20 protein-coding genes are annotated in these 25,819 nt (G+C 44.1%); 4 read left to right on the top strand and 16 right to left on the bottom strand.

The window, feature by feature from the left end; translation table 11 throughout:
- Positions 1–85: 85 nt before the first annotated feature.
- The 12 genes from GL182_RS02305 to GL182_RS02255 all read right to left on the bottom strand — a co-directional run bounded on the left by GL182_RS02305 (position 86) and on the right by GL182_RS02255 (position 16,528).
- Positions 86–988: an SDH family Clp fold serine proteinase gene (locus GL182_RS02305; protein WP_163377940.1), complete on the bottom strand. Its 903-nt coding sequence runs from the start codon at positions 986–988 to the stop codon at positions 86–88.
- Between the two features lie 6 nt (positions 989–994).
- On the bottom strand, positions 995–1,192 hold the full coding sequence (locus tag GL182_RS24020) for a hypothetical protein (RefSeq protein WP_205603563.1): 198 nt from the start codon (positions 1,190–1,192) through the stop codon (positions 995–997).
- Positions 1,193–1,852: 660 nt separating this feature from the next.
- Positions 1,853–3,391: an FG-GAP repeat domain-containing protein gene (locus GL182_RS02300; RefSeq protein ID WP_163377939.1), complete on the bottom strand. Its 1,539-nt coding sequence runs from the start codon at positions 3,389–3,391 to the stop codon at positions 1,853–1,855.
- 250 nt (positions 3,392–3,641) lie between these two features.
- The gene (locus tag GL182_RS02295) at positions 3,642–4,673 is read right to left on the bottom strand and encodes a serine hydrolase domain-containing protein (protein WP_163377938.1); all 1,032 of its coding nucleotides are present in this window, start codon (positions 4,671–4,673) and stop codon (positions 3,642–3,644) included.
- A gap of 624 nt (positions 4,674–5,297) precedes the next feature.
- Positions 5,298–5,588 carry an IS66 family insertion sequence element accessory protein TnpA gene (gene tnpA, locus GL182_RS02290; RefSeq protein WP_163377937.1) on the bottom strand — a complete coding sequence of 97 codons (291 nt, stop codon included), beginning with the start codon at positions 5,586–5,588 and terminating at the stop codon, positions 5,298–5,300.
- A 169-nt stretch (positions 5,589–5,757) separates the two neighbouring features.
- Entirely contained in the window at positions 5,758–8,526 is a 2,769-nt protein-coding gene (locus GL182_RS02285) for a TonB-dependent receptor (protein WP_163377936.1), read from the bottom strand.
- A 6-nt stretch (positions 8,527–8,532) separates the two neighbouring features.
- The gene (locus GL182_RS02280; RefSeq protein ID WP_163377935.1) at positions 8,533–9,621 is read right to left on the bottom strand and encodes a phytase; all 1,089 of its coding nucleotides are present in this window, start codon (positions 9,619–9,621) and stop codon (positions 8,533–8,535) included.
- A 191-nt stretch (positions 9,622–9,812) separates the two neighbouring features.
- A complete protein-coding gene (locus GL182_RS02275) occupies positions 9,813–11,219 on the bottom strand; it encodes a tetratricopeptide repeat protein (protein WP_410492706.1) in 1,407 nt (468 codons plus the stop codon).
- Between the two features lie 609 nt (positions 11,220–11,828).
- Positions 11,829–13,463 (bottom strand): carboxypeptidase-like regulatory domain-containing protein, encoded by a 1,635-nt coding sequence (locus GL182_RS02270; protein WP_163377933.1) that lies wholly within the window; start codon positions 13,461–13,463, stop codon positions 11,829–11,831.
- Positions 13,464–13,632: 169 nt separating this feature from the next.
- Positions 13,633–14,607, bottom strand: a complete 975-nt coding sequence (locus GL182_RS02265; RefSeq protein WP_163377932.1) for a FecR family protein — start codon at positions 14,605–14,607, stop codon at positions 13,633–13,635.
- A 3-nt stretch (positions 14,608–14,610) separates the two neighbouring features.
- Positions 14,611–15,189: an RNA polymerase sigma-70 factor gene (locus GL182_RS02260; protein WP_163377931.1), complete on the bottom strand. Its 579-nt coding sequence runs from the start codon at positions 15,187–15,189 to the stop codon at positions 14,611–14,613.
- A gap of 253 nt (positions 15,190–15,442) precedes the next feature.
- On the bottom strand, positions 15,443–16,528 hold the full coding sequence (locus tag GL182_RS02255; protein ID WP_163377930.1) for a hypothetical protein: 1,086 nt from the start codon (positions 16,526–16,528) through the stop codon (positions 15,443–15,445).
- A 138-nt stretch (positions 16,529–16,666) separates the two neighbouring features.
- On the opposite strand from GL182_RS02255, the gene GL182_RS02250 reads away from it, so the two are divergent.
- On the top strand, positions 16,667–17,290 hold the full coding sequence (locus tag GL182_RS02250; RefSeq protein ID WP_163377929.1) for a sterol desaturase family protein: 624 nt from the start codon (positions 16,667–16,669) through the stop codon (positions 17,288–17,290).
- Between the two features lie 48 nt (positions 17,291–17,338).
- Here GL182_RS02250 and pdhA read toward each other — a convergent pair whose 3' ends face one another.
- Positions 17,339–18,361: a pyruvate dehydrogenase (acetyl-transferring) E1 component subunit alpha gene (gene pdhA / locus GL182_RS02245; protein ID WP_163377928.1), complete on the bottom strand. Its 1,023-nt coding sequence runs from the start codon at positions 18,359–18,361 to the stop codon at positions 17,339–17,341.
- 104 nt (positions 18,362–18,465) lie between these two features.
- Here pdhA and recF point away from each other — a divergent pair, with 104 nt between their 5' ends.
- Complete coding sequence (recF, locus tag GL182_RS02240; RefSeq protein ID WP_163377927.1) at positions 18,466–19,578, top strand: DNA replication/repair protein RecF; 1,113 nt, start codon at positions 18,466–18,468, stop codon at positions 19,576–19,578.
- Here recF and GL182_RS02235 read toward each other — a convergent pair.
- Both GL182_RS02235 and GL182_RS02230 read right to left on the bottom strand, forming a co-directional pair.
- Positions 19,575–19,991, bottom strand: a complete 417-nt coding sequence (locus tag GL182_RS02235) for a DoxX family protein (protein ID WP_163377926.1) — start codon at positions 19,989–19,991, stop codon at positions 19,575–19,577. The genes recF and GL182_RS02235 overlap by 4 nt on opposite strands.
- 323 nt (positions 19,992–20,314) lie before the next feature.
- The gene (locus GL182_RS02230; protein ID WP_163377925.1) at positions 20,315–21,217 is read right to left on the bottom strand and encodes an NDP-sugar synthase; all 903 of its coding nucleotides are present in this window, start codon (positions 21,215–21,217) and stop codon (positions 20,315–20,317) included.
- 372 nt (positions 21,218–21,589) lie between these two features.
- Between GL182_RS02230 and GL182_RS02225 the strand changes: the two genes are divergently transcribed.
- Together GL182_RS02225 and GL182_RS02220 are read left to right on the top strand one after the other, a co-directional pair.
- A complete protein-coding gene (locus GL182_RS02225; RefSeq protein WP_163377924.1) occupies positions 21,590–21,928 on the top strand; it encodes a P-II family nitrogen regulator in 339 nt (112 codons plus the stop codon).
- 57 nt (positions 21,929–21,985) lie between these two features.
- The gene (locus tag GL182_RS02220) at positions 21,986–23,218 is read left to right on the top strand and encodes an ammonium transporter (RefSeq protein ID WP_163377923.1); all 1,233 of its coding nucleotides are present in this window, start codon (positions 21,986–21,988) and stop codon (positions 23,216–23,218) included.
- A gap of 219 nt (positions 23,219–23,437) precedes the next feature.
- Here the strand turns inward: GL182_RS02220 and GL182_RS02215 are convergent, their stop codons facing one another.
- Positions 23,438–25,759 (bottom strand): M1 family metallopeptidase, encoded by a 2,322-nt coding sequence (locus GL182_RS02215; RefSeq protein WP_163377922.1) that lies wholly within the window; start codon positions 25,757–25,759, stop codon positions 23,438–23,440.
- Between the last annotated feature and the right edge of the window lie 60 nt (positions 25,760–25,819).

The raw sequence follows: 25,819 nt of genomic DNA, 5'->3' as shown, positions 1-25,819 counted from the left end.
CGTACATCCTGAGGGGTAAATAACCCTGCCCTCTCGGGGCGCCTATTCCAAAAAAACCAAGGCTTAGGGGCCATTTTTTTTCCTTTTAACCGGTTGGGACGGATTGTTCTATATATGCAACACCATGTTGATTTTCAATAACCTTGACTGCAGCAGTGTGCGAAAATGTATGCATGAATGCATGGTGAGTTGTTAAAACTGCATCTTGTAGAACTTGATCATCTTCTAGGGAACTTATAGTTAGCCCAACCTCCACGCATTGTCTTTTCGAAATATGACGAGCATGTGATTTTTGATGTTTATGGTCTGAGAACATCCTTAGAATAGGTTTCACCTTTGACTTATCATTAGCACACATGTTATTAACAAGCCAATTTTCAACCATGCTCTCCGACCAGTCAATTGCTTGTTTGCAAGCTCCCAAGAAAGTCGGATGGTATTTTCCAATTATTACTTGCCAAAGTGGTGCAGCTTGAGGATTGATTTTAATATCTTTTTTGGCATCTTCAAACTCGTTCAAAACCGCCTGACAAGCCAATCCTCCCATTTGAGGGTCAATGGGGCCAAGGTTAGAATGCTTTCCCATCACGATTTCCTTAGATGCTAATGCTATCATTGTACCCGCAGACATGGAAATTTGGGGGACAATTACCCTGATGTTATATCCAAACATGGAATATAAATAATCGACCACTGATTCAGTCGCTGCTAAATCACCTCCTGGAGTGTGCAGAATCAGGTCCAATCCCATCGACTTATCCATTTTATGGATTGTCAACATAAATCCTGACTTATCCTTATCATTTACAGCTGTATCAGGTGATTTAGGTTTTTGTAACCAGCCTGAATAATAGGCAATCACATTTCTTCCTGTATGTTTTGATACCTGCAGCAGGTATTTCCTTCGAACCTTATCTATCGCATTTTCGCTTGGGTTAGCATTATGCGTTTCCTGAATTTCCTTAAGAACCTCGCTCCAATTTGGCATTGTGGTTTAAAATATTTTACCTGATCCGCTAGAGGTCTTTACTGGGGTATAACTCCCATACATAGTAAATTTCTCAATAATATCACCTTTTTCAGTCCATTCCTGATTAATACTAGTTTTCAGGGTACCAGTGGACATCAATTGATTATATTCTTCAATCAACTGTTTTTCATTCACTTTTGACGATTTTTTCGATTTACTCATATTACAAATATAGAAACATCTAACTAGCTAACTTTTTTTGTATACCTCACCTTGCTTTTTTTACAAACCCTTTTAACCTATTAATAATTTCAAAATACAATTTTTTGGGTTCCAATTTTGCATAGACATCTTTACCATATTTCTTTTCTAAATTAAACATTTTCAACAAAAATTCAAGCAAAGACGATTCAATTTTGTTGGAAAAATAGGAACAAATCATCTAAAATTCTGGTAAATCTCTAGAAAATTAATATTTCTCCAACAGAAGTCCCTGATTGCCTTCATATACTTTCTAATATCAGTTAATACCCGCACCAGACTTGTGATCAACTGGAGCAGGGCATGCAAACAGCCAAACAAAGGTGAAAAAGGATCACGATTCCTTTCAACGTGGTGAATAGGATGAGGAATACGGTCTCTACCATTGGTTGTCCGAACATGTGGTCTCCATTTTCTAAAAATATGCCTGCCCAGGTGGGGACACCAGAAAGAAATCTGCATCCACCGAGGCAAACCGCTTGCTTTCTGCAATTAGGATACGTACCGGTTGCGGACGGTTTTACCAATCCGGTCCATAATTTCAAATAAGGAGAATTTAGCAATCGGAATGCATTACTTGTAAAGCCAACCCACCTTTGGAGGTTTCCTTATACCGGGAACTCATTTTTGTTTTTGATTACTATTGTTTTCCAAAATCAATACATTGGGAATTTCTTCAATGCCCCGAAGGAGTAGTTTTGTATATTCCATGGTATTGTGGAGATAGCAACCCAGTACGATATCCAGGTCTCCATCTCCGTCTATATCACCTACATCCATGGTCAGCCATTTCCCCAATGCAGCCTCTGGTATCAGTTTGGGCTGAAAAGTCAGGTCCCCCGTGTTTTCAAACAACAGGAATTGTTCTTCTGGATGGTCCAGTTCATCATAAAAAGCGATGGTAGCCAGATCCAGGTCTCCATCCCCATCAAAGTCAACAGCCATAGCCTTGGCCGCACCATATTGAGGATAAAACCACCCCTCTTCAAAAATACCATCTCCTTTGTTTTCATAGATGCGGAAGCCGTGATATGGTTTTGGAACGGAAGAGTAGTCCCAGTTATCCCCGTTGCTTACGAGCAGGTCCAATGCCCCGTCCCCATTCAGATCCTGCAGTTCAAAATAGCTGGTGCCCATTACAGGAGAAAACCGTAGCAATACTTTCTCATCATCAAACTGTCCATTGCCCTTATTGTAAAAAACGGACAGTCGCTCATTGCCCTGGCAAAAAAGTGCCAGTATATCTGGCTTACCATCCTGATTCAGGTCACTGACCTCTATTTTCCTGGCTCCGGCTCCACCAAGTTGGAGCGGTTTTGATTGAAGATTACCATCCTTGTAAATGGATATGTTTCCCCCATGGTGTCCATAATTACTGACCAGAAATTCGGGTTTCCCATCCTTTTCCAAATCTCCCCAAATTCCGTATACGGGTCTGGCTAGCTGATCCAGGTTTTTAATCCAGCTGTTGGCATTTAAATCCATCTCATAGAGTGCACCCCGGGATAGGTCACTGGGGGATATGGAACCGATGGTTATAAAATTATAAACGTTAGGAGCTTTTTGGATAAAATGGACTGCCGGACTACTGATGGTGGGCAGGGTAAATAATTCATCGTTTAGATCCTTTACAAAGAGTTGATTTTTCGTTGCATCTGAGATAAGGAGTTCCCTCCTCTCTTCATTGATAGCCACCAGACTTGTTTTCGGACTTTGTATACCCTCGATAAAAACGGTTTTTGTGGTAAAAGTACCTTGTTCTTCGGGTTTTTCCCTGGATTTCTGAGGCGGTAATTCTGCCGGTGCTTCAGCCATATAAAAATCCATAATCGCCTGGAATTCCGCAGAGCTGATTTGTCTTGAAGAAGGATAGGCCCCTAACTTTTTAATGATGGCGACTTCTTCCGCTGATTTATCCTCCCAGATACCCAGGCTATCCTGCGCCTCCTGATCTCCCATTAAGGCAGCCATCTGCGGCAATACATGATCCTTCCAGATAGCTTTCGGTAATAGAGAGGGTGATGGATAGTCATGGCAGCTACTGCAATAGCTTTGAGCCAATATCCTCCCTTTTTGTAAAGACACCTGTTGGGCCAACAGGTTGGAACACGGTATTCCTGTCAGTAAAAGCAGGATGATGGATAAATGGAACGTAGACATATGTGGCTAAAATACTATGCTGGTATCGAATGATCTTTATCAGACCACTCCCATGGAAGCCGCTCCCCAGGGCATCCGGCTGCCTGACAAAGCTGAAAAAGGATCAGAATGCCTGTCATAGGATGAGAGATACGATCGCTACCATTGCTTGTTCTCGAATGTGACGTCAATTTACTAAAAATCCGAATGCCCGGGTTGCAAGTCGGGAAGAAAGACAAATCCATCGCTTTAATTCGTCTGGCTTTGGCGATCAGGCGCCGAGCCGTTTTCGAAGGATTTTACCAATTCGATTGAACGTAATTTCGGACAAACTCCAGGTGTACCCGTCAAAATTCGTTGTATTCACAAATTGGACGACCACGGTGTCGATGTCCTTGTGGTACCTGGCGATGCTCTGGTAACCGGGAATCAAACCGGTATGCTCGTACACATAAATAGAGGAGTAGATCTCCTGCTCATCCCCGGTAAACAGGGATCCTTCGTTTAATGCCCGAAGGAAAATGCCCACATCTTCGGCCGTGGCGATCATGGAACCGTAGTCTGTCATTTTGATATCTTCCTCCACCCCTATGTAATAGCCGCTCATCAGCTCCTTCAGGTTTACCTCCAGTAAGGAACCGAAGGTATTCTTCAGTCCCAGGGGTTGGAAAATTTGCTCTTGCATGTACTGAAATTTACCATATCCCAGCACCTTTTCCATCAGTTCGGATAGTAAGAGGTAATTGGTATTGGAATAAGCATAGGCTGCACCCGGTTCAAAGTCAGCCGGTAAATCTAGTACTCGCTTTAGGGCTTCCTCGCTGCTTTTAGGGGGGTTGATCCAAAAATCCGGGGTGTCGGTTAAATTGGGAATTCCGCTCCGGTGCTGCACCAGCATTCGGATGGTAATCCTTTCTGCATGTTCAATCCTTCCTACCCATTCGGGAAAATAATCGGCAAGTGTGTTGTCCAGGGATAGGCGCTGTGCACCAAGCAGTTTCGTGATCAGCACCGCATCGTACAATTTACCAATGCTGGCAATTTTGAACAAGGCATCCGGCCTGGCGGGTATTTCCTCCTCCCGGTTATGCCATCCGGCGGCGTAATACTCCGGTTCTGCTCCCTTCTGGTCCACATACACGAGAATGCCATCAAAATCATGCTTCAGCGAGGCCTGTACTTCCTCCCCTACCGTACCCGGCAGTGGCGCCAACCAGGCAAACAAAAGCGTCCAGGGCACAAAATACAGGGAGATCGGAGTCCCAACGAGCAATACAATCCGGAGGATTTGTTTCGTTTTCATTTGGTGATATGGTTAGACCGGACTGCCGTCCTGTATACGGAATAAGCCCATGCAAGCCGTTCGGAGTCGGAAACCGGGTTCACATGACTGGTACACTACGACTATGCTACTGCTTTTACAACAAGTACTCATAGGTTCTAAAGGTAGGTGAATTTCAATCATTTTCCAGCTTAAGGTTTACTGAATTGTACCCCCTGATTTTATCAATGTTAACAATAAGTATAACCCGGATTATGATGAAATAGGTTTTATTATCAAGGCTGAAATTGCAAGAAAATCAGGCAGTTTCGAAACTAGAACCGCTATGGGAAAGTTGAAAACTGCAACGAGTGACTGATTTTGAAGTAATTTCAGTCTGCCATAGAATTCCTAATGCATATTTCAGGTTTAAAGCCCCAGCTTACTAAAATGTCTGCATGGCTCAGAGTTGCCAAAGCAATATGGAGACGTCCAGCATAACTTGTTTTCCCAACTACTTTTTCCTAAGAATAATGTTTGACAAGTTATTCAACGTCCTGATTAACCTAAAATGACTGGATATGACTTTTTGGAATAAGATTCAATAAGTCTCTAACATGTTCAGGAGCATTTTCGACTAAATTACTATCTATTTCTAATCGCCCATCACAAGTACATCCCGATAATGCGGGAAAGCAGTTCCGGCTCTTGGCGGTCAAGTCTCAGCACAACACCGTTGGGATAAACAAGCTCAGCATTACAGTCCCTGACCTGTGAAGCTCCACCGCTTTCGATCTTGTGAAAACCGGCAGGTAGCTTTGCTTCTCTTTGGAGCTTCCTGTACCAGTAATCGTATTTATGAAACCCTACACCCTTGAATTCACTAAAGCACGTCTGTGTCTGTCCGCTAGTTTCATACTCCCGGACCAGCCTTGTCATTTCTTCCCATATTTTCATAACTTACATTTTTGTTACAGGTTACCCCTTTCAGATTCCTTGATGGTAAAGAAAAAATGAATAAAGTGTAAATTTCAGGATTCGGTGGATACAAAAAGGCGAATACCAAAACCAAAAAGGCTGCCCAAGTCAAGTGGACAGCCCTTTTTGGTTGCTAAGGTTCGTTTTATCAATCAAATAGATCGAACTTCAGCCCGAAATTAAACCGGGCATTGTAGTATTCCATTTGCATCGTACGTGATCGGATTCCCTGGTAGTAGCGCAAAGGCTGGTTGGTGAGGTTGTTTCCCTCGGCAAAGAGTCGCCATTTTGGTGTGATGGCATAGGAAGCGTTTGCATCCAGAAAAACCTGTTGGTCGTAATACCGGTCTTCAAAGCCTTCCCCGCCCAATTCATCCAGGTAATCGGAGGCGAAGTTGAGCGCCAGTCGCAGTACCAATTTGTCCGTTTCGTAGGATAGCGAAGCGTTGAACATGTTCTCAGCCGTACCTGGCAACACCAGGTCATCGTTGTCTCTTCCCTCTATTCCTGTGGTGGACGACCGGGTATAGGTATAGTTTAGGTAAATGCCCAGCCCTCTCCATATTTGGCGCTGAAAGGATGCTTCAAGCCCGTATACACTGGCAGTACCGCCGTTTTCTGGTCTGGAGTATTCCAGATTTGAGCCAAAAACAGGATCATTGTATCCTTGGGTGGTAATCGTGTAAATAAAATCATCAATGTCCTTGTAAAAGGCACCCGCAGATAGGATACCGACACTGGAATAATACCGCTCCGCCATAAAATCAAAATTCATAGCTGTGGTTGCCCGTAAGTTTGGATTTCCCCGGGCCAATTCCTCATCATCCGGGCTGAATTCTGCGTAGGGTACCAGGTCAAAATAATTAGGCCGGGCAATCGTATTGGTCCAGGCAAACCGGAGCACGGTATTGGCATCGGCATCGTATTTCAAATGAAGACCAGGCAGCACATTGGCGTAGTTCTGATCTCCGGATGTGGGATTAATGGTTTCTTCATCGACATTAAAGATATTTCCCCTATAGTCAATGGCTGTATTTTCTACCCGAAGACCCGCAATAGCCGAAAACCTCTCAGAGAATTGGTGGTCAGCCATCACATAGGCCGCTGTGATGTTTTCATTAGCGGTATAGTTTCCGGGTGCATATTCCTCCGGCAAGTCGATGCCTTCAAAAAGACTGGAATTTCCGAGATTTAATCCTCCGAGGAATTCAGGTGTCGCAAAGTATCCTGCCTGATACTGGGATCCAGCCAGGTAGTTGGGATCGGTGTAGTCTCTGTTTGAGACGGATCCGACGCTTGCCCCAAAGCTGTCTCCATCCAATGGCTCAAATTCGAAGAAGTCATTCTGACGTTCTTTTCGCTTGCCTCTGTAGCGCAAACCAAATTGCAAAATTCCTTTGTCGGTGTAGGGCAATTTAAAATCCAATCTGGCATTCAAATCCCGGTCAAAAGTAAACTGGTTTTCCTCCGAAATCTCATGAAATCCTATCCCGAAATTATCCTGAGGATTGGACAAATTGACGTTCGGGAATTCGGGATTGGTTAAATCTACAAATACGTCCTGATTGGAGGATCTGTAAGAGATGTAGCGCTCATTCGGACGCTCTTCGGATGCGCGGGCATAGGTAGCGCTCCAATCCATTTTAAGTCTGTTAAATAAATGATTTCCTCCCAGGCTCATGTTATAAACCCGCTGATCTTCAAGTCTTCGGTTCCCGACTCTCCCACCGTCTATTCCTCCTTTGGTCTGGTATTGTACCCTTCCTTTGGTCTGGAATACATTTGGAGTGCTCTCGGTAAAATCTCCGTCATCAAAGGAATCATCCAGGTTGCCTACCCGCATTCTGAATCGGTTTTCCCAATCATCTCGGTGGTTATACATCCCGGATAGAAACAGTTGGTTATTGTCATTGATTCTAAAATCGGTAGCTAGGTTTACGGATCTTCGGACACGCTGCACCAGGTATTTTCGGATGTCAAATTCTTCCAGTGCCACGCCGTTATCTGAATTGTACCAAACAGCCTCGACATTGTCTGAGCCAAAGTTGTGGTTGTTGTAGGAGCCCGATAGGATCAGGCCCAATTTGTCATCCAGGAAGCGGTCTCCCAAAACCAATCCCCCGGTCCAAATGGGCTTATTGGAAAGCAAGTTGATTCCGCTTGCAGCGGTACCAGATATTCTCAAATTATTCGGTGCCTGACGGGTTACCAAATTGACCGAACCTCCGATGGCATCGGCATCCATGCTGGGCAATACCGCTTTATTTACTTCGATCGTTTGGATCATATCCGAGGGAATCAGGTCCATTTGAATATTTCGGTTGTCACCTTCTGCGGACGGAATTCGCTCCCCGTTTAGCGTCACGGAGTTTAGCTGCGGAGCCATTCCACGAATGATGATATCGCGCGCCTCTCCCTGATCATTTTGCATGGTAATGCCCGGAATACGCTTCAGTGCATCGCCGACGTTGGCATCGGGAAAGCGCCCGATCTGGTCAGAAGAGACGATATTGGTGATGTTGGCATTGTTTTTTTGCTGATTCAGTGCCTTGGCCTGCCCCTTCAGCCGGTCACCAAATACAATAAACTCTGCTGCATCCAGTGCCGTCTGATCCATTCTGAAATTCAGCGTGGTTGTACGCCCCGTTTGAATTTCCACACTTTGGGAAAGCTCTCCGTACCCCAGGTAGGATACACTAACTTCATACGACCCTTCCGGCAGGTTGGAAATAGAAAAATCTCCTTTCTGATCGGAAATCGTCCCGTAATTGGTACCGGTCAATACCACATTGGCTCCAGGTAGCGAAAGATTCTCCGCATCGATCACTCGTCCTTTCAAGACTCCTTGTGCCCATGCATTTCCTGCCAGCAGGAAAAAGAGCAACAGGGAAGAAAATAAACGTAGATGTTTTTTCATGATTGCTTATTGTTGTTGGTTGATATACGTTTCGAGTTGTTCCCAGGAATAAATCTGGAAGGTCTTGTCATCCGACATGGCGACAAACAGTCCTTTTGAAAAATCTCCTCCCAGGTTTACCGCCGTGACTTCGTTGCCATCGCTGGAAAGGGTACTCAAAGGGATTTTAACCAGGAGGGGATGATCGTGCGGCCCCTTATCGCTTCCTTCTCGTGGGAATGCGTGAAAGAGATTGGCTCCCTGGTCGGACACCAACAGGTAGCCTTCCGTAGCGGAGGATTTGTAAATGGAGATTCCCTCGTGATCATCCGTAAATCCCTCGGTGGCAAAAAGGGCCAACTCCTCGTTTCCCATCTGTGGCTCCGCATGGTACTTTCTTACTCCTGCACCCTCATCGGAATAATAGATATAGCCCAGCTCCTGATCCACGGCAATGGCTTCGATTTCTTTCTTTCCGGAAAAATTCCCGAATTTTCGCACCAGCTCAAGCGATACCTCGCCCTCCGCTCCCTGCACTTCGTATTGCCAAAGGTACGTACCATCGGTCGGTCCATTTTTTCGGCCTGCGATGATATAGGTTTTGCCGGATTTGGGACTTTGGTACACAGCAATCCCCATCAGGTCGCGGTATTCTTCGCCAGTTTCTCCCGAATAGACCTCCAATCCTCCGGGGTTGATTTCCTGCATGTCGGGAAGCGAGTAAAAGCGAATTCGTGAGGTCAAGCGTTCGCCTGTTACGGCAAAATCCACGGTATCCCTTCCCAGCGGCAACCCGTAACCCACATCCACATTGTTGGGGCGTTGAATACCGCGCCTGACTAGACTGTCGATTACTTTTCCCTTTAGATCAAACACGTACAGGGCGCCGATGGAATCTTTGTCTGTCCCGATGATGAGACTTTGATCCGGATTTGATGAATTGATCCATATAGCGGGATCGTCGGTATCGTGGATGACCGGGTCACTCACGTACAGCGGTTGGATGATTTCGGTAGTAGTTTCCGCTGATTCATCGCCTTTTTGGGTAGTCCCGTTGCAAGCAATGAGTCCCGACAAAACAAAAAATGAGAAATAGTACGTCCGTTTTTTGAGCATGATTTACCTTTTTTTGATATTACAAGGTTCGGGAAAGCTCCGGATAAAAAAGGAAATTTACGGTTAAGAATGCAGCCTCACTGCCCAGTAAATACCGTTAACAAAACCGAAACAGTTTAAAAAAATATATTTATATAATACTGATTTTCAGGTCATTAATTAATATTACCCTAAGATTAAGAAATCTTGAATCATAAACAGCGAAGGTAATGCTGCAGGTCCCTGCCCTCAGAAAGCTGCAAACGCTTTCGGAGTCTGTATCTGGAAATCCGCAGGCTTTCCATGGAGATTCCGAGCGTTGCGGCGATTTCCCTGCTGCTCAAATTCATCTTCATCAGGCAGGCAAGTTTGACATCTCCCGTGGTGAGCGATGGGTTCCGGGTGTTGAGATTTTTTAAGAAATCCTGATGCACGTTTTCGAAGGTATGCTTGAAGCTTTCCCAGTCGCTGTCTTGTCCCAGGTTCGCGTCGATTTGTTTCATGAGGTTTCGAATTTTCTTTCGTTGTTCCTTGGGATCTTGCTCCAGGGCAACCTTCAATTTCGATTGGATTTCTTTGAGTATTTCATTTTTCTCGATCACGTGCAGGGTTTGGGCAGACAGCGCCTTCTGCTGGGCTCCCACCTCGGCAGCCATTCTTGCTTCCAGGAGATTGATGTTTTCCTTCTCGGTCTGAATCAAGCGTTCGTTGATTTCCAGGAGTTCCTCTTGCTTTCTCAGGGTATTCTGTGTGGCGCGCATTTTCAGCCGATGTCGGGAGATCAGGCCCCATCCAAGTCCCAATAGCGTCAAAATTAGCATCAATAAAAGCCAACGAATTCGGGTTTCGAAAAGATGAATACCTTCCAAATGGGCTATTTCCCGCTGTTTTTCTTTGATTTCATAGTGAAACTCCTGTGTGGCCAGCTGCCGTGCAGCTTCTTCAGAAAAAATCGTTTCACTCAATTTACGAGCTTTGGCCAACTGTTCATACGCCTTCTCAAAATCCCCCAATGCGGCGTACGCCTTACCCAGGTCCACCGTAGCACTTCGTTCCAAATAGTTGTTTCCAAGCTCCTGACTTATCCGGATAGCCTCCTCGTAATACGAAAGTGATTCGCCAGCCCGATTGGTTTTTCTCCGCGTATCCCCCAGGTTATTGATATTCCCCGGCATGTTCAACTTGTTTCGCATGGCAATGTTTAGCGCATAGGCCAACTGGAAATACCGCTCGGCAGAATCGTATTTTTCCAGATCCTCGTAGATGCTCCCAACGTTTTCGAAAAGAATGCTCAGGTCAGTCGAATCACCGCTGCTTCGAATCAACTCGATGGCATCGTTTTGATAAACCAGCGCCTGCGTGTAGTCGCCCAACTTCTCATACATCGATCCGATCAGCCCTTTGGACCGGGCCATTCCCTGTATATCCTGCACCTCCTCGTACAAGTGAAGCGCGGATTTGTGCCGCTGTAGCGCCGGTGAAAGGCTTTTCGTTTTGTAATACAGCTTCCCAATTTGGTTGTAGACGTTCGCCAGACATGCGGTGCAGTCCATCTTCTTAAAAAGTTCTTCCGCCTCGTAAAACTTCGTCGTTGCTTCGTTGTACAAGCCAAATTCCATTAAGAGTTGGCCTTCTAAAAACGTAGCTTCCGCGTGCTCCACAAACCCAAGGCTTGAATTTTGGCGAAGGAAATCTGTAAGCTGCTGATACGCTTTCCTGGGGCTTGTTTTGGAAAGCTGTTGTATCCCATCCAAACCATCGGTCCTTTTTTGACCAAACGACTTCTCGAAAGGAAACAAAAAAACGATGAAGCAATAAAATTTCACGAAACGAAACATCTTACAAGATACTTCCGCCATGTAACCTTAACATGAAGTGAGTTTTGCTTTTTTGTAAAGTGAAGTGCTTATATCGGTCAGACGGTTCAAAACCGTCAGACAGGTACCGGTGCGGTAAGTAAGCTAACAAATAAAACCCTCACTTCTTTAACATTAACCCAAGTGCCCCCAGGTCTATACGGTTTTCCAGCACCAGGTTTTTTAAAACTTTTTCCCATTGATGATTTTTTCGGATATGTCGTATCCTACTGCTTACTATGCGATTTCCTTGTAAGGTTCGATACTCAAGCTCCTTTCGTTGGCTTCGATTTCGGAAACGGGAACAACGAATAATTTATCCATTGGAGAATTTAAAAAGCAGATGACTGATAGCAAATAAATTCCCCCCATTCAAAAAACATATTGCACCCCTCCAATCATTCCTATATGCAGGGCAAATAAACTCCTGCTGTTGTGTTTTTCGGCAATCTTCCAACCGGAAACCGGCCAGCTCCAGGCCTGATCCAATACACTAAAAGCCAGGGTAGGACCGGCGAAATATTTTAGGCGGCCCATTTGATATCCCTGAAGGAATCGTAAAGAATTGGAATGATTCTTCATTCCACCAAAATCACTGCTCCACCTGTTGACCAGCTCAATATCCATAAAATAAGACTTTTTTCGGAAAGCATGCCAGCCAAATCCCAGGTCCAGGCCAAACATGGTGATCGGATGCAGCCCTATCCCCGTACCCAGCAGCCCGTAAAGTTTCTTTCCTCCGCTTCTCAGACTGAGCTGAGCAAAGGAAGATTCATCCAGGCCAACAGAAATACTTTGTTCCCCATCCCCAATGATATTGATCAAACCCAGGGAATAATCACTGGAGGCTGCTATATTCACCAATCCCGCCAGCTGAAACCCTGAAACAGAATCTGCCTTATTGATCAGGCCGCTAAGTTGATAGGCTACATTGCCTCCGGAATGATTGAGTACTCCGGCGATTTGGGCACTGCCTGCATCCCCTTCCGTGCGGTTATACAGGCCTGCCAGCTGGACCTTATCGGTGCTCCGGCTAAGGTTAGTCCAGCCGGCTATTTGTATCCGGGCCTTGCCATCCACCTGGTTGACCAATCCAGCCACCTGGGCACCATCCAAATCACTCCCTATCTTGTTTAGCAATCCGGCCACTTGAAATCCGGTCAGGTCACCATACACATTATTGAAAATTCCGGCTGCCTGAAAACCGGAAACATTTCCACCTACCATGTTGAAAAGCCCCGCAGTCTGCATGCCGGTGACCATCCTTTGATTCATATTGAAAAGACCAGCCACCTCCAGGCCTTCCACCCCGGCCGTGTAGCCCCCCAGCAGATTAAGGGAAAAATTATTGATCATCTGGCTACTGAATACTCCCTGTGTACTCAGGCCCGGAGTCAAAGACATTTGAACCGGACTTTCTGCAAAGAAACCAGCCAGGTTTAGCCTTTGCATTCGTTGCCGAAACCCGATAAACATCCCGCCCCAAAAACTATCTTCCAGGTTTTCGGCAGACCCACTTTGAGGAAAGAATCGAAATTTTCTTTCTTCCTGGCTGCTGCTCCCCACATGCACGGGAGGAAGTAAGACAAAGGAAGTATCCCTGTATTCCTCCTTGCGCAGGCTCAGCCATACGGAGGAAGGAGCAGTGGATTTCAACTTCAGTTCAAACTCTCCCTGAGCATCAGACAAAGTAAAGGCCCATCCATTTTTTTCAAAAATACTGACGGTGGAAATGGCTTCCCCACTGTGAAGGTCCTTGACCTTACCCTTAACCAGCAGCACCTTTCCTTCCTGCTCCATTTCAATTTCCGCATCCAATTCTCCGGGCGCATGGCGGATGATCACATAGCCATCATACTCCCTGAATTCGTAGGAATCACCAAAAACTTTTTGAAGGAATCCAGCTAAATTACCCTGATAGGAATGGAAAGGCAGCCCTGCATCCAAATCTATCAAAGAGCTTTGGTAGGAAAAATAAAACCCCTGATTGGCAGCAATTTCTTCCATAACCGGGCCCAATTTATTTTCAGCCGGGTTAGAGATATCCAACTCCCTCAATAGATAATCCTGGGCCTGAACTGCCCCTTGAAAAGCAGACCCGACAAATAAAAACACTATAAACAAAAAACGGATAAAACGCATCGACATATCACCATCCTTACATGAATGTAAGGAATTATTCCACAACTATTCTGTTCTCCTCATAGCTAATGCTCAAGCCGAGGGTTTCCCTGATCACCTCCAGGTTCTTTTCCAGCGAGCCATATTCCAAAGTGGTAGTAATAAGCCTGTTTTGAGCCCTTTCTGAGCCAATTTCTATCTTGCTCCCGTAGGCCTTGTTCAGGGCCTCCACCAATTCCGGCAAGGCCGTTGACTCGGCCACAAACTTCCCTTCCACGTAGTAGCGGAATAGCTTATCCCTGTTTACCTCTTTCTCCACACCTCCTGAAGCCGTAGCGATGGTTACTTTCTCATCCTTTTGCAGAAAAATTACCTGGTCCTGATAGGCCACCTTTACCTCCCCGGCATCCACTATGACTTCAATCCTTTCAGGCGATTGGTTGACATGAAAAGAAGTCCCCAAAACAGTTAAGGTCATTTCCTCAGCGGTGACTACAAAAGGCTTTGCCTTATTTTTTACTACCTCAAAATAGACTTCTCCTCCAGCCAGGTTTACCACCCGCCTATCTCCCAAAAGCTTTTGAGAATACCTCAAACTGGAATTTTTATTCAGGGTCAACACCGAGCCATCTAATAGGACTTCTTTTCTGGGAGCTTCCTGAGACTCAAACACTACACTTGTATAAAGCGCACTGACAGGCCCCGGTAAATAGGAGCCTACCAGCCATCCGCCCAATATGACCAGGGTGATCATGGCGGCTACCCTGAGCCAAACAGGGAACAATATCCCTTTCGGGGCGAAATGATTTTTTGTTTCCATCCTGTCCCGGCGATCCTTAAATTGATTCCAGGCCACATTATTATCCACCTCTTGCTTTTCAAGCAGATGGGCGGATCTCTCCCAAACCCAACTCATCTGCTCAAAATAGGTACGGTTCCGGAGATCAGCTGCAATCCATTGTTTGACCTGATCCGTTTCTCTAAGATCTGTTTCTCCGAGCAGGTATTTTATAAGTAGTTGATCATCCATAATTTAAAATATAAGCTTCCACATCATGATAAAGAGAGGCAGAAACTCCGCCAGCTCTATCCTCAGCATCTTCAGGGCCTTACCCATATGGGCCTCCACCGTTTTGACTGAAAGCCCCAAACGCAAAGCAATTTCCTTATATTTTAGCTCTTCCATTCTGCTAAGAAGAAATACCCGCCTGCATTTTTCAGGCAAATGGTCCAATGCATGGTTTAATTTCGATTGCATCTCCTGGTCCTCAACTGAGAATGAAGCATCCACACTCTTGGTATTGGCCATCTCATACCGGTTTAATTCAAAATGCTTCTTTTTTACTTTTTCATGCTTGATATAATTCAGGCAGTCATAATAAACGCACTTGTACAGGTAAGCTTTCAGGGAGATGGAAATTTTCAAATCCTCTCGTTTTTCCCAAAGCTTCAGAAAAACGGTTTGAACAATTTCATTGGCCGCCTCGCCATCCTTCAACAAGGCCTGTGCATAGGCATGCAGCGGACCGAAGTAGTTTTTGAACTGTGCTTCAAAAACTACTTCATCCAGTAATTCTGGCAAATCTTCACTTTCTTCAGGAACCTTTCTCACTCCTTACTCAGGTTAAATCGGGCATCCATAATCGCTTTACATCTAATTTATTCATGTCACTTCTCCTGAAATCCTGACCAGGGTTAACCTTTTGACTGCTGGAAAGGCGCTATTAATATAATTCCTTTTCATTTTAACTTAATCTATTCAAGCAGGCAACACCTTTATTCACTTTTCCCCGTCATAACTGGGTTACTTCATTGCCTCCGACAAAACTGTACTGAAACTTGCTTTAAAGGTAGCCTTTTCATTTTTACTGAATACGTACTTGAAGCCCGGCATTGAATCCCCAGTGAATGGCTTTAAAGGTATTCATTTGGTTCTTGTCCCACATTTTAAACTTTGCCAGATCCCGACCTTTAGGATTTTGGGTATTCATGTAATTCAAACTGGGACCGGCATATAGTTGCAAATTTCTGGAAAGTTTCAATACAGGAAGGAGGCGAATCCCAGTTCTGGAATATCCTCCCCATTTCTTAAAATTAGTCCCCCATACATTGCTGGCTTCCAAGTCCAGCTTGAATAGTTTACTATCCGATAGTTTGATACCTATGCCCGTTTCCATGGCGTATGGCAGATCACCATGGGTGAAATTAGAGCCCAACCCAATGATCCCATACATGCGATGGCCTCCAGACCTGAAACTAATCAACTGGGTGAGATTTTCATCCACTGAAATGCCCAGCCTTTTTTCTCCATTAGCGATCAGGTTAAGGATCCCTATGGGGTAATCGCTGCTGTCGGCAATATTGATCAAGCCAGACAATTGGATGCCTTTTACGGTTTTGGCTTTGTTTATCAAACCTGAAATCTGAATACCATTAACTTCTTCGGCCAAATTCAGGATTCCGGAAAGTTGGATTCCCTCTGCCTGCTGAGAAAAATTGGCAATCCCTGTTAACTGAGCCCCCCTGAAGGAGGCGGTGGCATTGACAATACCTGACAGCTGAACACCTGATGTTTCCTTTGACCTATTCACCAAGCCAGCTACCTGAACGCTCTTACCTGCCTGCCGGGCTTGATTGACAAGCCCGGAAACCTGCAATCCCCTGACTTCACCGGAAACGGAAAGCCATAATCCAGCGGATTGAAAGCCTGTAGCATCTCCTTTGATAAGGCCCCCAAGTCCATAGACGGCCAGGCCTCGTTCACCCCCGGACAGTCCCGTCAGGGCATGGATACTTACATCATTGGAGTAGTCTGCGGCGCGTACACCATTTGTACTGAGGGGATAAAGAAAACCCAGGTGGGCAGGGCGGTTTTCCTGAGCCGTAGCACCAACTGCAAACAAGGTGACCAACAGGCTGCTAATAGCAATCAAATAATAGTTTTTTTTCATGGTTTTGGACATTTCAATTTGTGATATAGTCCTGTGACAACCAAACCAAAGTTTACCCTTACTCAAAATAAAATATTTATGACATAGGGTAAATTGAAACTTGCTTGTCATACCAGCAAGAGCTAAAATCGATCGGAAATGAAAAAAATTGGAAAATTAGACAAACCGGACAATCATGGAACTGCTGAAATCTTCAAGCATCCCATTTTAGAAAAACTAACCAAAACTCATGTAGGGATACCCATCGTACTTTTCCTCCTGCTTGCAGGCTTCTTGCTGTACCGGGCCTGGTTTTATAGCCATTTACCTGTGGGTATGGGAATACTATATTTTCTGGCTGGCTACCTTGCTTTTACCCTGACGGAGTACCTGATGCATCGCTATTTTTATCACATGAATCCTATTCAAAAATGGAAGAAGAACATCCAATATTCTGTTCATGGCATACACCACGACTATCCTAAAGATAAAAAAAGGCTGGCCATGCCACCCATGCTATCAGTAGGATATGCTGTTGCATTATACTACCTATTCAGTTTTTTGATAGCGGAGCAGGTAAATTATTTTTTACCAGGATTTTTATCCGGATACGCTAGCTATCTGGGTATACATTATATTATCCATGCTTTCCCACCACCTAAGGGGCTCTTTAAAGTCCTGTGGGTCAACCATGCCATCCATCATTATAAGGATCCGGATGTGGCATTTGGAGTCAGTACGCCACTATGGGATCATGTTTTTGGGACAAGCCCTAAAAAATAAAAACCATCCGGAAATTCCGGATGGTCAGATTAGTCTTATATCATTTGACTATTCCCTGACAAAAGGGTAATCGTCTTCTGCATAAACATCTTTAAAGGCATCTTCACCTTTAGGCCAGGGAGATTCCTCAGCAAACTTCACAGCATCAGCTACCTGTTGCTTCACTTTGGCCTCTATTTTTTTAATTTCATCCTCACTGAGGATTTTGTTTTCCAGAATGGTCTGTTTAACCTGTTCTACAGGATCCCTTTGCTTGTATTCCTCTACCTCTTCTTTGGTCCGGTATTTTTGTGGATCTGACATCGAGTGTCCCTTGTACCGGTAAGTTCTGAATTCCAAAAGGGTCGGTCCATCTCCTTTTCTGGCCCTGTCAGCTGCCTCTTTTACTGCTTCATGAACCTCTTCTACGTTCATGGCATCTACAGGGAAAGAAGGAATATCATAGGCCTCACCCAGGGTATACAACTCATCCACATTGGAGGAACGCTTCACAGAGGTACCCATGGCATATCCGTTATTTTCAATGACAAATATAACTGGCGTTTTATAAAGCATGGCCAGGTTGAGTGCTTCATGAAAAGCTCCCTGTCTCACTGCACCGTCACCCAAATAACAAATACATAAATTCTTTGTGCCTTTGTACTTCTCGGCAAAGCCAATTCCAAGCCCCATGGGAATCTGGGCACCTACGATGGCATGTCCGCCGGCAAAATTCTTGGATTTATCAAAAATATGCATGGACCCCCCTTTTCCCTTGGTGGTTCCAGTTTCTTTTCCAAAAAGCTCTGCCATAACTGCTCCCGGATCAGTTCCGAGCCCCAAAGGAGTAGCGTGGCACCTGTAAGCAGTGATCCATTTATCGTCTTTTTCCAGGGCAGTGATAGCCCCCGAGGCGCAGGCTTCCTGTCCTATATACAGGTGGCAGAAACCCCTGATTTTTTGCTGCCCATAGAGCTGTCCTGCTTTTTCTTCAAAACGCCTCATCAGTAACATGCTCTCAAACCAATAAGTGTAGGTTTCCTTCGAATATTTTACTTTAGATTTACTTGTACTCGTACTCTTCTTTGCCATATCGTATTCTATAAAATATGCTAACTTTGGGTTCAAATATAATGAAATCAAAGCAATTTCGACGTCTTTTTCAAAAATAGTCAACAACATCCGCTGAAATATCCATGTACCTTAAAAACCTAGAACTTATTCAATTTAAAAATTACCAAAGGGTGTATTTGGATTTCAGCAAGGAAGTAAATTGCTTTTTTGGAGAAAATGGGGCAGGCAAAACCAATTTACTGGATGCCATCCATTACCTGTGCCTCAGCAGAAGCGCCCTGCTCCCCCTGGACAGCTACCACATCATGCACGGCAAAGGCTTTTTTACCATCAAAGGAGATTTTGACCTGAACGAAAAAGTACTGAGTCTGAATTGCGTTTATGAAAGTCACAAAAAAAAAAGATTGGAGGTGAATGGAAAAGCGTATCACCGGCTTAGTGAACACATAGGACTTTTGCCGCTGGTATTAATTGCACCGGATGATACACTGATGATCAACGGCGGGAGTGAGGAAAGAAGAAAATTTTTTGATGGCATGATCAGTCAAACAGACAACCATTACCTGCAATTACTTATTCGCTACCAACACCATTTGAAGCAACGAAATGCCCTGCTTAAAAGGTTTGCGGAAGAAAAAAGAGTAGATCAACAGCAGCTGCTTCCCTACGACCTGCAGTTGACCCAATTATCTCAGGCCATTTTTAAAAAGCGGACGGATTTTCTGGCAGATTTTTCACCCTATTTTCTAGAACATTACAGGGCTATTTCCGGAGAAAAAGAAGCGGTAAGCATTGTTTACCAAAGTCAGGTCCAAAAAGAGGATTTCCCCCGCTCTTTTGAAAAGTCGCTGGAAAGAGATCTTCTGCTAAAAAGAACCCACTTCGGTATCCATAAAGACGATTATCTTTTCCGGCTGAATCATTATCCCATAAAAAAATTCGGCTCACAAGGTCAAAAGAAATCTTTCTTGATCAGCCTGAAACTGGCTCAGTTTTTTATTTTCAAAACAATCAAAGGCACCAAACCATTATTGTTGTTGGATGACATTTTTGACAAACTAGATGACCAAAGGATCTTTCACCTAATGGATAGGGTGGCTAAAAAGGAATTCGGACAACTCTTTATCACTGATGCCAGACCAGAAAGGTCCAAAGAGATCCTTAAGACCATCAATACTGAGGCCCGGTTTTTTGAAATCATGGACAATCAAATCTTTCCGGATGAAACAAACTAATACCAGCGCCTCTTCAGGATTTGCCCGTCGAGAGAGATTTTCCCCGGCCCCATTAACATCAAAACAACAAACACCAATAAATACAATAAGGGTAATTCCTGTCTATTGAATGGGTCATCACCATGGGATATAAAGGCGATCACAGCCATATTGATGATTAGGGGGATCAAAAATATCCGGCTCATAAAACCCAAAATCAAAAATATTGCACAAAATACCTCTGCAAAAATAACCAATTGCAAAGAAAGAGAAGGGCCTAACCCAATGGGATCAGCAAAACTATTTAAGCGCTCACTGTAATTGGTGATTTTTGACCAACCGTGTGTCAGGAGCATGACTGAGGCACCAACTCTTAAAAATAGCAAGGCCACATCTGCTGCTACAGGAAAATGAGAAAAAACTAATTTTTTCATGCTGGAAATTTATACGGGTGAATAAATATGTTGACTTAAAGTTAATTAAAAATGCATACCAATTACAAAATTTTATCCCGCAGTTGCCGGAGCAATCTGGATTCGGGAAATGCAAGAATATCACTAACCGATAATTATCTCTCCAATGCTTCAAAAAAATCCGACCCCTTCTCCTTGTATTTCGGCTTCACTTCTGAAATAATCTTTTTTAGCTAACTGATCGCCAGGTGTAAAATCAAACCGGTATTTCTATAGAAAAAATTCATCTATTTTTAATACCAAACCTCAGCTCGAAATAAAGGAATAGACATTACTTTAACCAATTACCATAATTTTTCAGGATAAACCCCTTCCTCATGCAGGCGTTTCAAGGCTTTCATCACATATTCCCTATCCTCGGGATAAGTAACTCCAAACCATATTTTCCCGCCTTCAAGAATTTTCACCCTGGCCATGTCTTCCTCAATCAAAGAATTCACCACTTTTGGTATATAAAATTCGGATTTCAGATTCTCCTTGTTTTCTTCCAGAAATGACTGCCATAGTTTCTCCGTCTGTTCAAAAACAGCAGGATGAAAACCCCAGCAATTCATGGAAACTGGATTGTCCGGTGAGATCATAATTTTTTCCGATCCCTCTTCATGAAAAATACCATCAGACTTTTTAGAAATACTGGTGCGCTCTATCATTCCCTTCAGGTATCCTTCCGGAGAGACTTCACAAACCCCCCTGCTTACCGTTCCATGAGCTGACAACACATTATTAATGGCATACCCCACCATGCAGTGCAGGTCTGACTTTACGTCTTTGGTTAAAAATGAAGCAAGCATGCGGAATGCCTCCACACCATAAAAATCATCGGCATTGATTACAGCGAAGGGTTCCTGTATGACATTCTTGGCGCACAAAAGAGCATGAGCAGTACCATAAGGCTTTTTCCTATCCGGATGTTGGTAATTTTCCGGCACCATGCTGTCCAGGGCCTGTACTACAAATTCCAACTTAATCTGACTTCCAAATTTTGGGACAAACATGGCCTTTGCTTCTTCCAGAATTTCTTTGCGCACGATAAACACCACTTTACCAAAACCAGACCGGATGGCATCAAATACGGAATATTCTAAAATGGTCTCTCTGTTCGGGCCAAACCCATCAATCTGTTTGTCTCCTCCATATCTGCTGCCCATACCCGCAGCTAAAATCAAAAGTGTAGGTTTATCAATCATATATTTAAAAGAATTGGTGGTAAGTATTCAACTTTAAAATCTAACAATTCCTGCAAAGTTAATTTTTTTACTCTTTTTAATGAGGTATATCCAAGTCTTTTTTTGGTTTCTGAATTTCCATATTGGCTTCATCTTGCTATGTTAAAAATAGTCAATATGAGTAAATTAAACCTTTTTTTACGTATTGAAGGTAATAAATTTGCCTTTTGAGAAATTTTTATGCATTATTTCAGTGACTTCAGGGTATATTTTTACCCTACTACCAATATTAAGGTTAAAATCTATTGATAAATCAGTTTGAATTTTTTAATTTTGAAAAAAATAAATTTTTAATCGTAGAATCATTAATAAAACATTAACCCTGTTAGAAAAATGAAAAAAATAGAAGCTTTAATTAGAACTTCAAAATTTGATGAAATCCACAATTGCCTGTCTGGATTAGGTGTAAAATTTCTGACTTTTTTCGAAGTAAAAGGAATGGGCCTGCAGCATGCCAAAACCCAAACCTATCGTGGTGTGGCCTATGAGCCTACCTTTATTCCAAGGACGAAGCTGGAAATAGTAGTTCCGGATGAAATGGAAGAAGAGGTCGTCAATTGTATCCTCAAGGAGGGAAAAACAGGTGAAATTGGCGACGGTAAAATTTTTGTCTACGATGTAGGAAAAGCTTTCAGGATCAGAAACAACGATACCGGAGAAAGTGCATTGTAAGCAGTCCAAATTTACTTATCACCCAAATTTTATTCCAACTTATAAAATTAAATACAAATGAACCAGGAATTATTTACCGTTAACAACCTGTGGATCATGGTGGCCACCATTTTGGTTTTTATCATGCACCTTGGGTTTGCAGCCTTGGAAGCCGGACTGACAAGGGCAAAAAACACCGTCAACATTCTATTTAAAAACACAATTATTCCGGCATTGGGTTTGATTACCTATGCCTTCATTGGATTTAACCTGATGTACCCTGGTGAAGCCTTTTCCGGAGGTGTTTTCGGACTTGCAGGTCTGGGAATAAGCCTTCCGGAAGGAGGAAACACCGCAGCCTATAGCGAGGGGTATACGTTTTTTACAGATTTTATTTTCCAGGCCATGTTTGCAGCAACGGCAGCTACCATCGTTTCAGGAGCCGTTGCAGAAAGGATCAAGCTTGGTCCATTTATATTCTTCTCCCTCTTGTATGTGGGCATTTGTTACCCCATTGTAGGCATGTGGAAATGGGGAGGGGGATTTCTGGACACCCTGGCTACACCTTTCTATGACTTCGCAGGATCTACTATCGTTCATTCCGTAGGAGGTTGGGGCGCTTTGATTGGCGCTTATCTGCTTGGACCAAGAATAGGAAAATACAAAGATGGCAAGATGAATGCCATACCAGGCCACAACATTCCTTTGGCAACCTTCGGGGTGTTTTTACTTTGGTTTGGTTGGTTTGGATTTAACGGAGGCTCCGTATTATCAGCCGATCCAGCTGCCGTTTCGCTTGTTTTTGTAACCACCGCACTGGCCGCAGCCTCAGGAGCTTTTGGCGCACTTTTGGCATCCTATCTGAAATTTAAAGCTTATGATATAACCATGGTGCTCAATGGAATTTTGGCAGGATTGGTCAGCATTACCGCAGGTGCAGACCTGATGTCCCCCACTGATGCCGTTATTATAGGCTTTATCGGAGGTATATTGGTTGTATTTGGAGTGGTTCTATTTGATAAAATCAAGGTCGATGATCCTGTTGGAGCAATTTCTGTTCACCTGATTTGTGGCATCTGGGGAACACTTGCCGTAGGGATTTTTGGAGATTTGGCCGGTGGATCCCAGATTTTATCACAACTTACCGGAGTATTCGCCATAGGAGCTTTCTGTGTACTGTTCAGCTTTCTGGTATTTTTTGTACTCAAGAAAACAACTGGCTTAAGGGTAGATGAGCGAGAAGAAATTGAAGGGCTGGATATCAATGAGCATGGCATGCATGCCTATCCGGATTTCGCTACCAAAGAATAGACTTTACCCGCAAATGAAACTAAAAAGAAGAGGCAGTTAAATTGCCTCTTCTTTTTTTTTGACATCAACACATGTTGAATAAGCTAAAATAGGAATCTAATTCCCGCTAGTCAGTTTTATTTTTTGTTTTCCTATTGACTTTACCCTTCTTGTCAGCGTTAACTGAAACTACCCGGCCTTACAACGGCTCCCTGGTAAGTAGGGACACCATGTCTCCATTTACTTATTCTTTTTCATGGGATTGGGGCCGGATGATGTTCCTCTGGCCGGCATTTGCTGCTTGAACAGTTCAAACTTAGAAGGTTGAAATTGTCTCGGCCAGTAATTGTTGTTTTCATCAATGTCGGCCGTCTCCCTGTAAGGGTCCAGTACAACCCGGGCCACCTCTTTCTCTTTAGCAAATACCTTACTTACTTCATATTCATCGAGGCGCCAAATCTGCGCTGGAATTCTTTCTATTTCCGTAGTCCCGTCCTGGTAATGAAATTCCAGAATGATGGGCATGACCAGTCCACCAAGATTCTCGAAGCTGATTTCATAAAAATTCAATCCGCTTTCCAGCATGGCCCTTTCCTCCCCGCTGAGGCTCTGGATAAAGTTATTGTACGCTTTTTCATCCTCAGGGCCTACCCTGAAAGCGTCATAGCTGTTGTAAAAATCTGCCGCTTTTGGATCTTTTTCCACATATGTCTCAGGAATGGCAGTGGAATTCCTGGTTTTGGAAATATATGCCTCTTCCCGCTCGAAAGCTTCCCGCTCGTCAGCTTTTATCTCTTCGGGTTTTTTGCTGTCAATTTTGTACCATTTCACATCCTGAATGGCCATGTCCACGGGGTCTGTACCATAAAACCAGCCTCTCCAGAACCAGTCCAGGTCCACGGCTGAAGCATCCTCAAGGGTTCTGAAGAAATCATCTGGGGTGGGGTGCTTAAACATCCACCGCTGTGCATATTTTTTAAATGCATAATCAAACAAGTCTCTGCCCATCACGGTCTCCCGTAGGACATTCAAGGCAGTAGCCGGTTTGGCGTAAGCGTTGGGCCCAAATTGGATGATGTTCTCCGAATTGGTCATGATAGGCTCCAACAGGTGCTTCTCACTGCGCATGTATGGGGCAATCTTGTGGGCCGGCCCTCTTCTGGAGGGATAATCCCGCTCCCACTCCTGCTCAGCCAGAAACTGTAAAAAAGTGTTTAATCCTTCATCCATCCAGGTCCATTGCCTTTCATCGGAATTAACAATCATCGGAAAGAAGTTATGTCCCACTTCATGAATTATCACGGATATCATCCCATATTTGATGGCTGCTGTATAGGTGCCATCAGTATCCGGCCTGCCATAATTGAAACAGATCATGGGGTATTCCATGCCATTGGTGGCTTCAACGGAAATGGCCACCGGATAGGGATAATCGAAAGTACGTGCAGAATAGGACTTCAAGGTATGCGCAACGACGCGGGTAGAATACTGTTCCCAAAGCGGGTTGGCTTCCTTGGCATAATAGGACATGGCCATTACTTCCTTCCCTCCCAATTTTACTGCCATGGCATCCCATATAAATTTTCTTGAGGAGGTCCAGGCAAAATCCCGGACATTATCCGCATGATATACCCAGGTTTTTTTTGCTGTTGACTTGCCCTTCTCCAGTTTTTCTGCCTCTCCTTGAGTACGGATAATCACAGGCTCATCAAAAGAAGATTTGGCCTGATTCCATCGCTCCATTTCTTTGCCGCTGAGTACCTCTTCCGGGTTTTGCAATACACCTGTGGCTCCTACCATGTGGTCAGCAGGCACAGTTATGGCGACCTGATAGTCTCCAAAAACGAGGGCAAATTCTCCTCTGCCCACAAATTGCTTGTTTTGCCACCCTTCAAAATCCGAATAAACCGCCATCCGTGGAAACCATTCGGCCATGGTATAAAGGTAATTACCGTCGTCTTCAAAATATTCGTATCCAGGCCTGCCTCCAATAAAGCTCATCCGGTCATGGATATTAAAACTCCATTCGATGTGAAAAGTAAAACTTTCTCCTGGCAGCAATGGCTGCGCCAGATCCAGTCTCATCATGGTATGATTAACGGTGGCAGGAATCTCGCTTCCCTGCTCATCAAGCACCGAATAGATTTTTAATCCAAGTTCCATGTCATGCCAGATAATCCCCTGCAACTGCCGTAAGCTCATTTTTGGCTGGATACTATTACCGGATATCTTAGGTGTTTCGGAGTCCTTATCCCGCTGATTCTGGTCCAATTGCACCCAGAGATAATCCAGCGGATCAGGTGACTCATTGTAATAGGTTACCTTCTCCTTACCCCTTATGGATTGATTGTCATCGTTTAACTCTACTTCAATCTCATAATTTGCTTTTTGTTGCCAATACTGATGTCCGGGAGCACCCGAGGCTGTCCGGTAGACATTAGGCGATCGAAGCATTGGACCCAATTGTTCAAAACGATTGCCATGCCTTTGTTCATCGACCTGCGCCAATACGGATCCATAAAAAACCATAAAAGACAGCAAAAGGAGTAGGATATTTTTCATAGATGTTTTATTCCAAGTGGATTTCAAATAGACCAGATTATTTATTTTATGTTGAAATTT

The sequence above is a fragment of the Cyclobacterium sp. SYSU L10401 genome (assembly GCF_010993705.1).
Lineage (GTDB): Bacteria > Bacteroidota > Bacteroidia > Cytophagales > Cyclobacteriaceae > Cyclobacterium.
The sequence above is the reverse complement of the archived record's forward strand: the minus strand, read 5'-3'. Positions and strand labels throughout refer to the sequence as shown.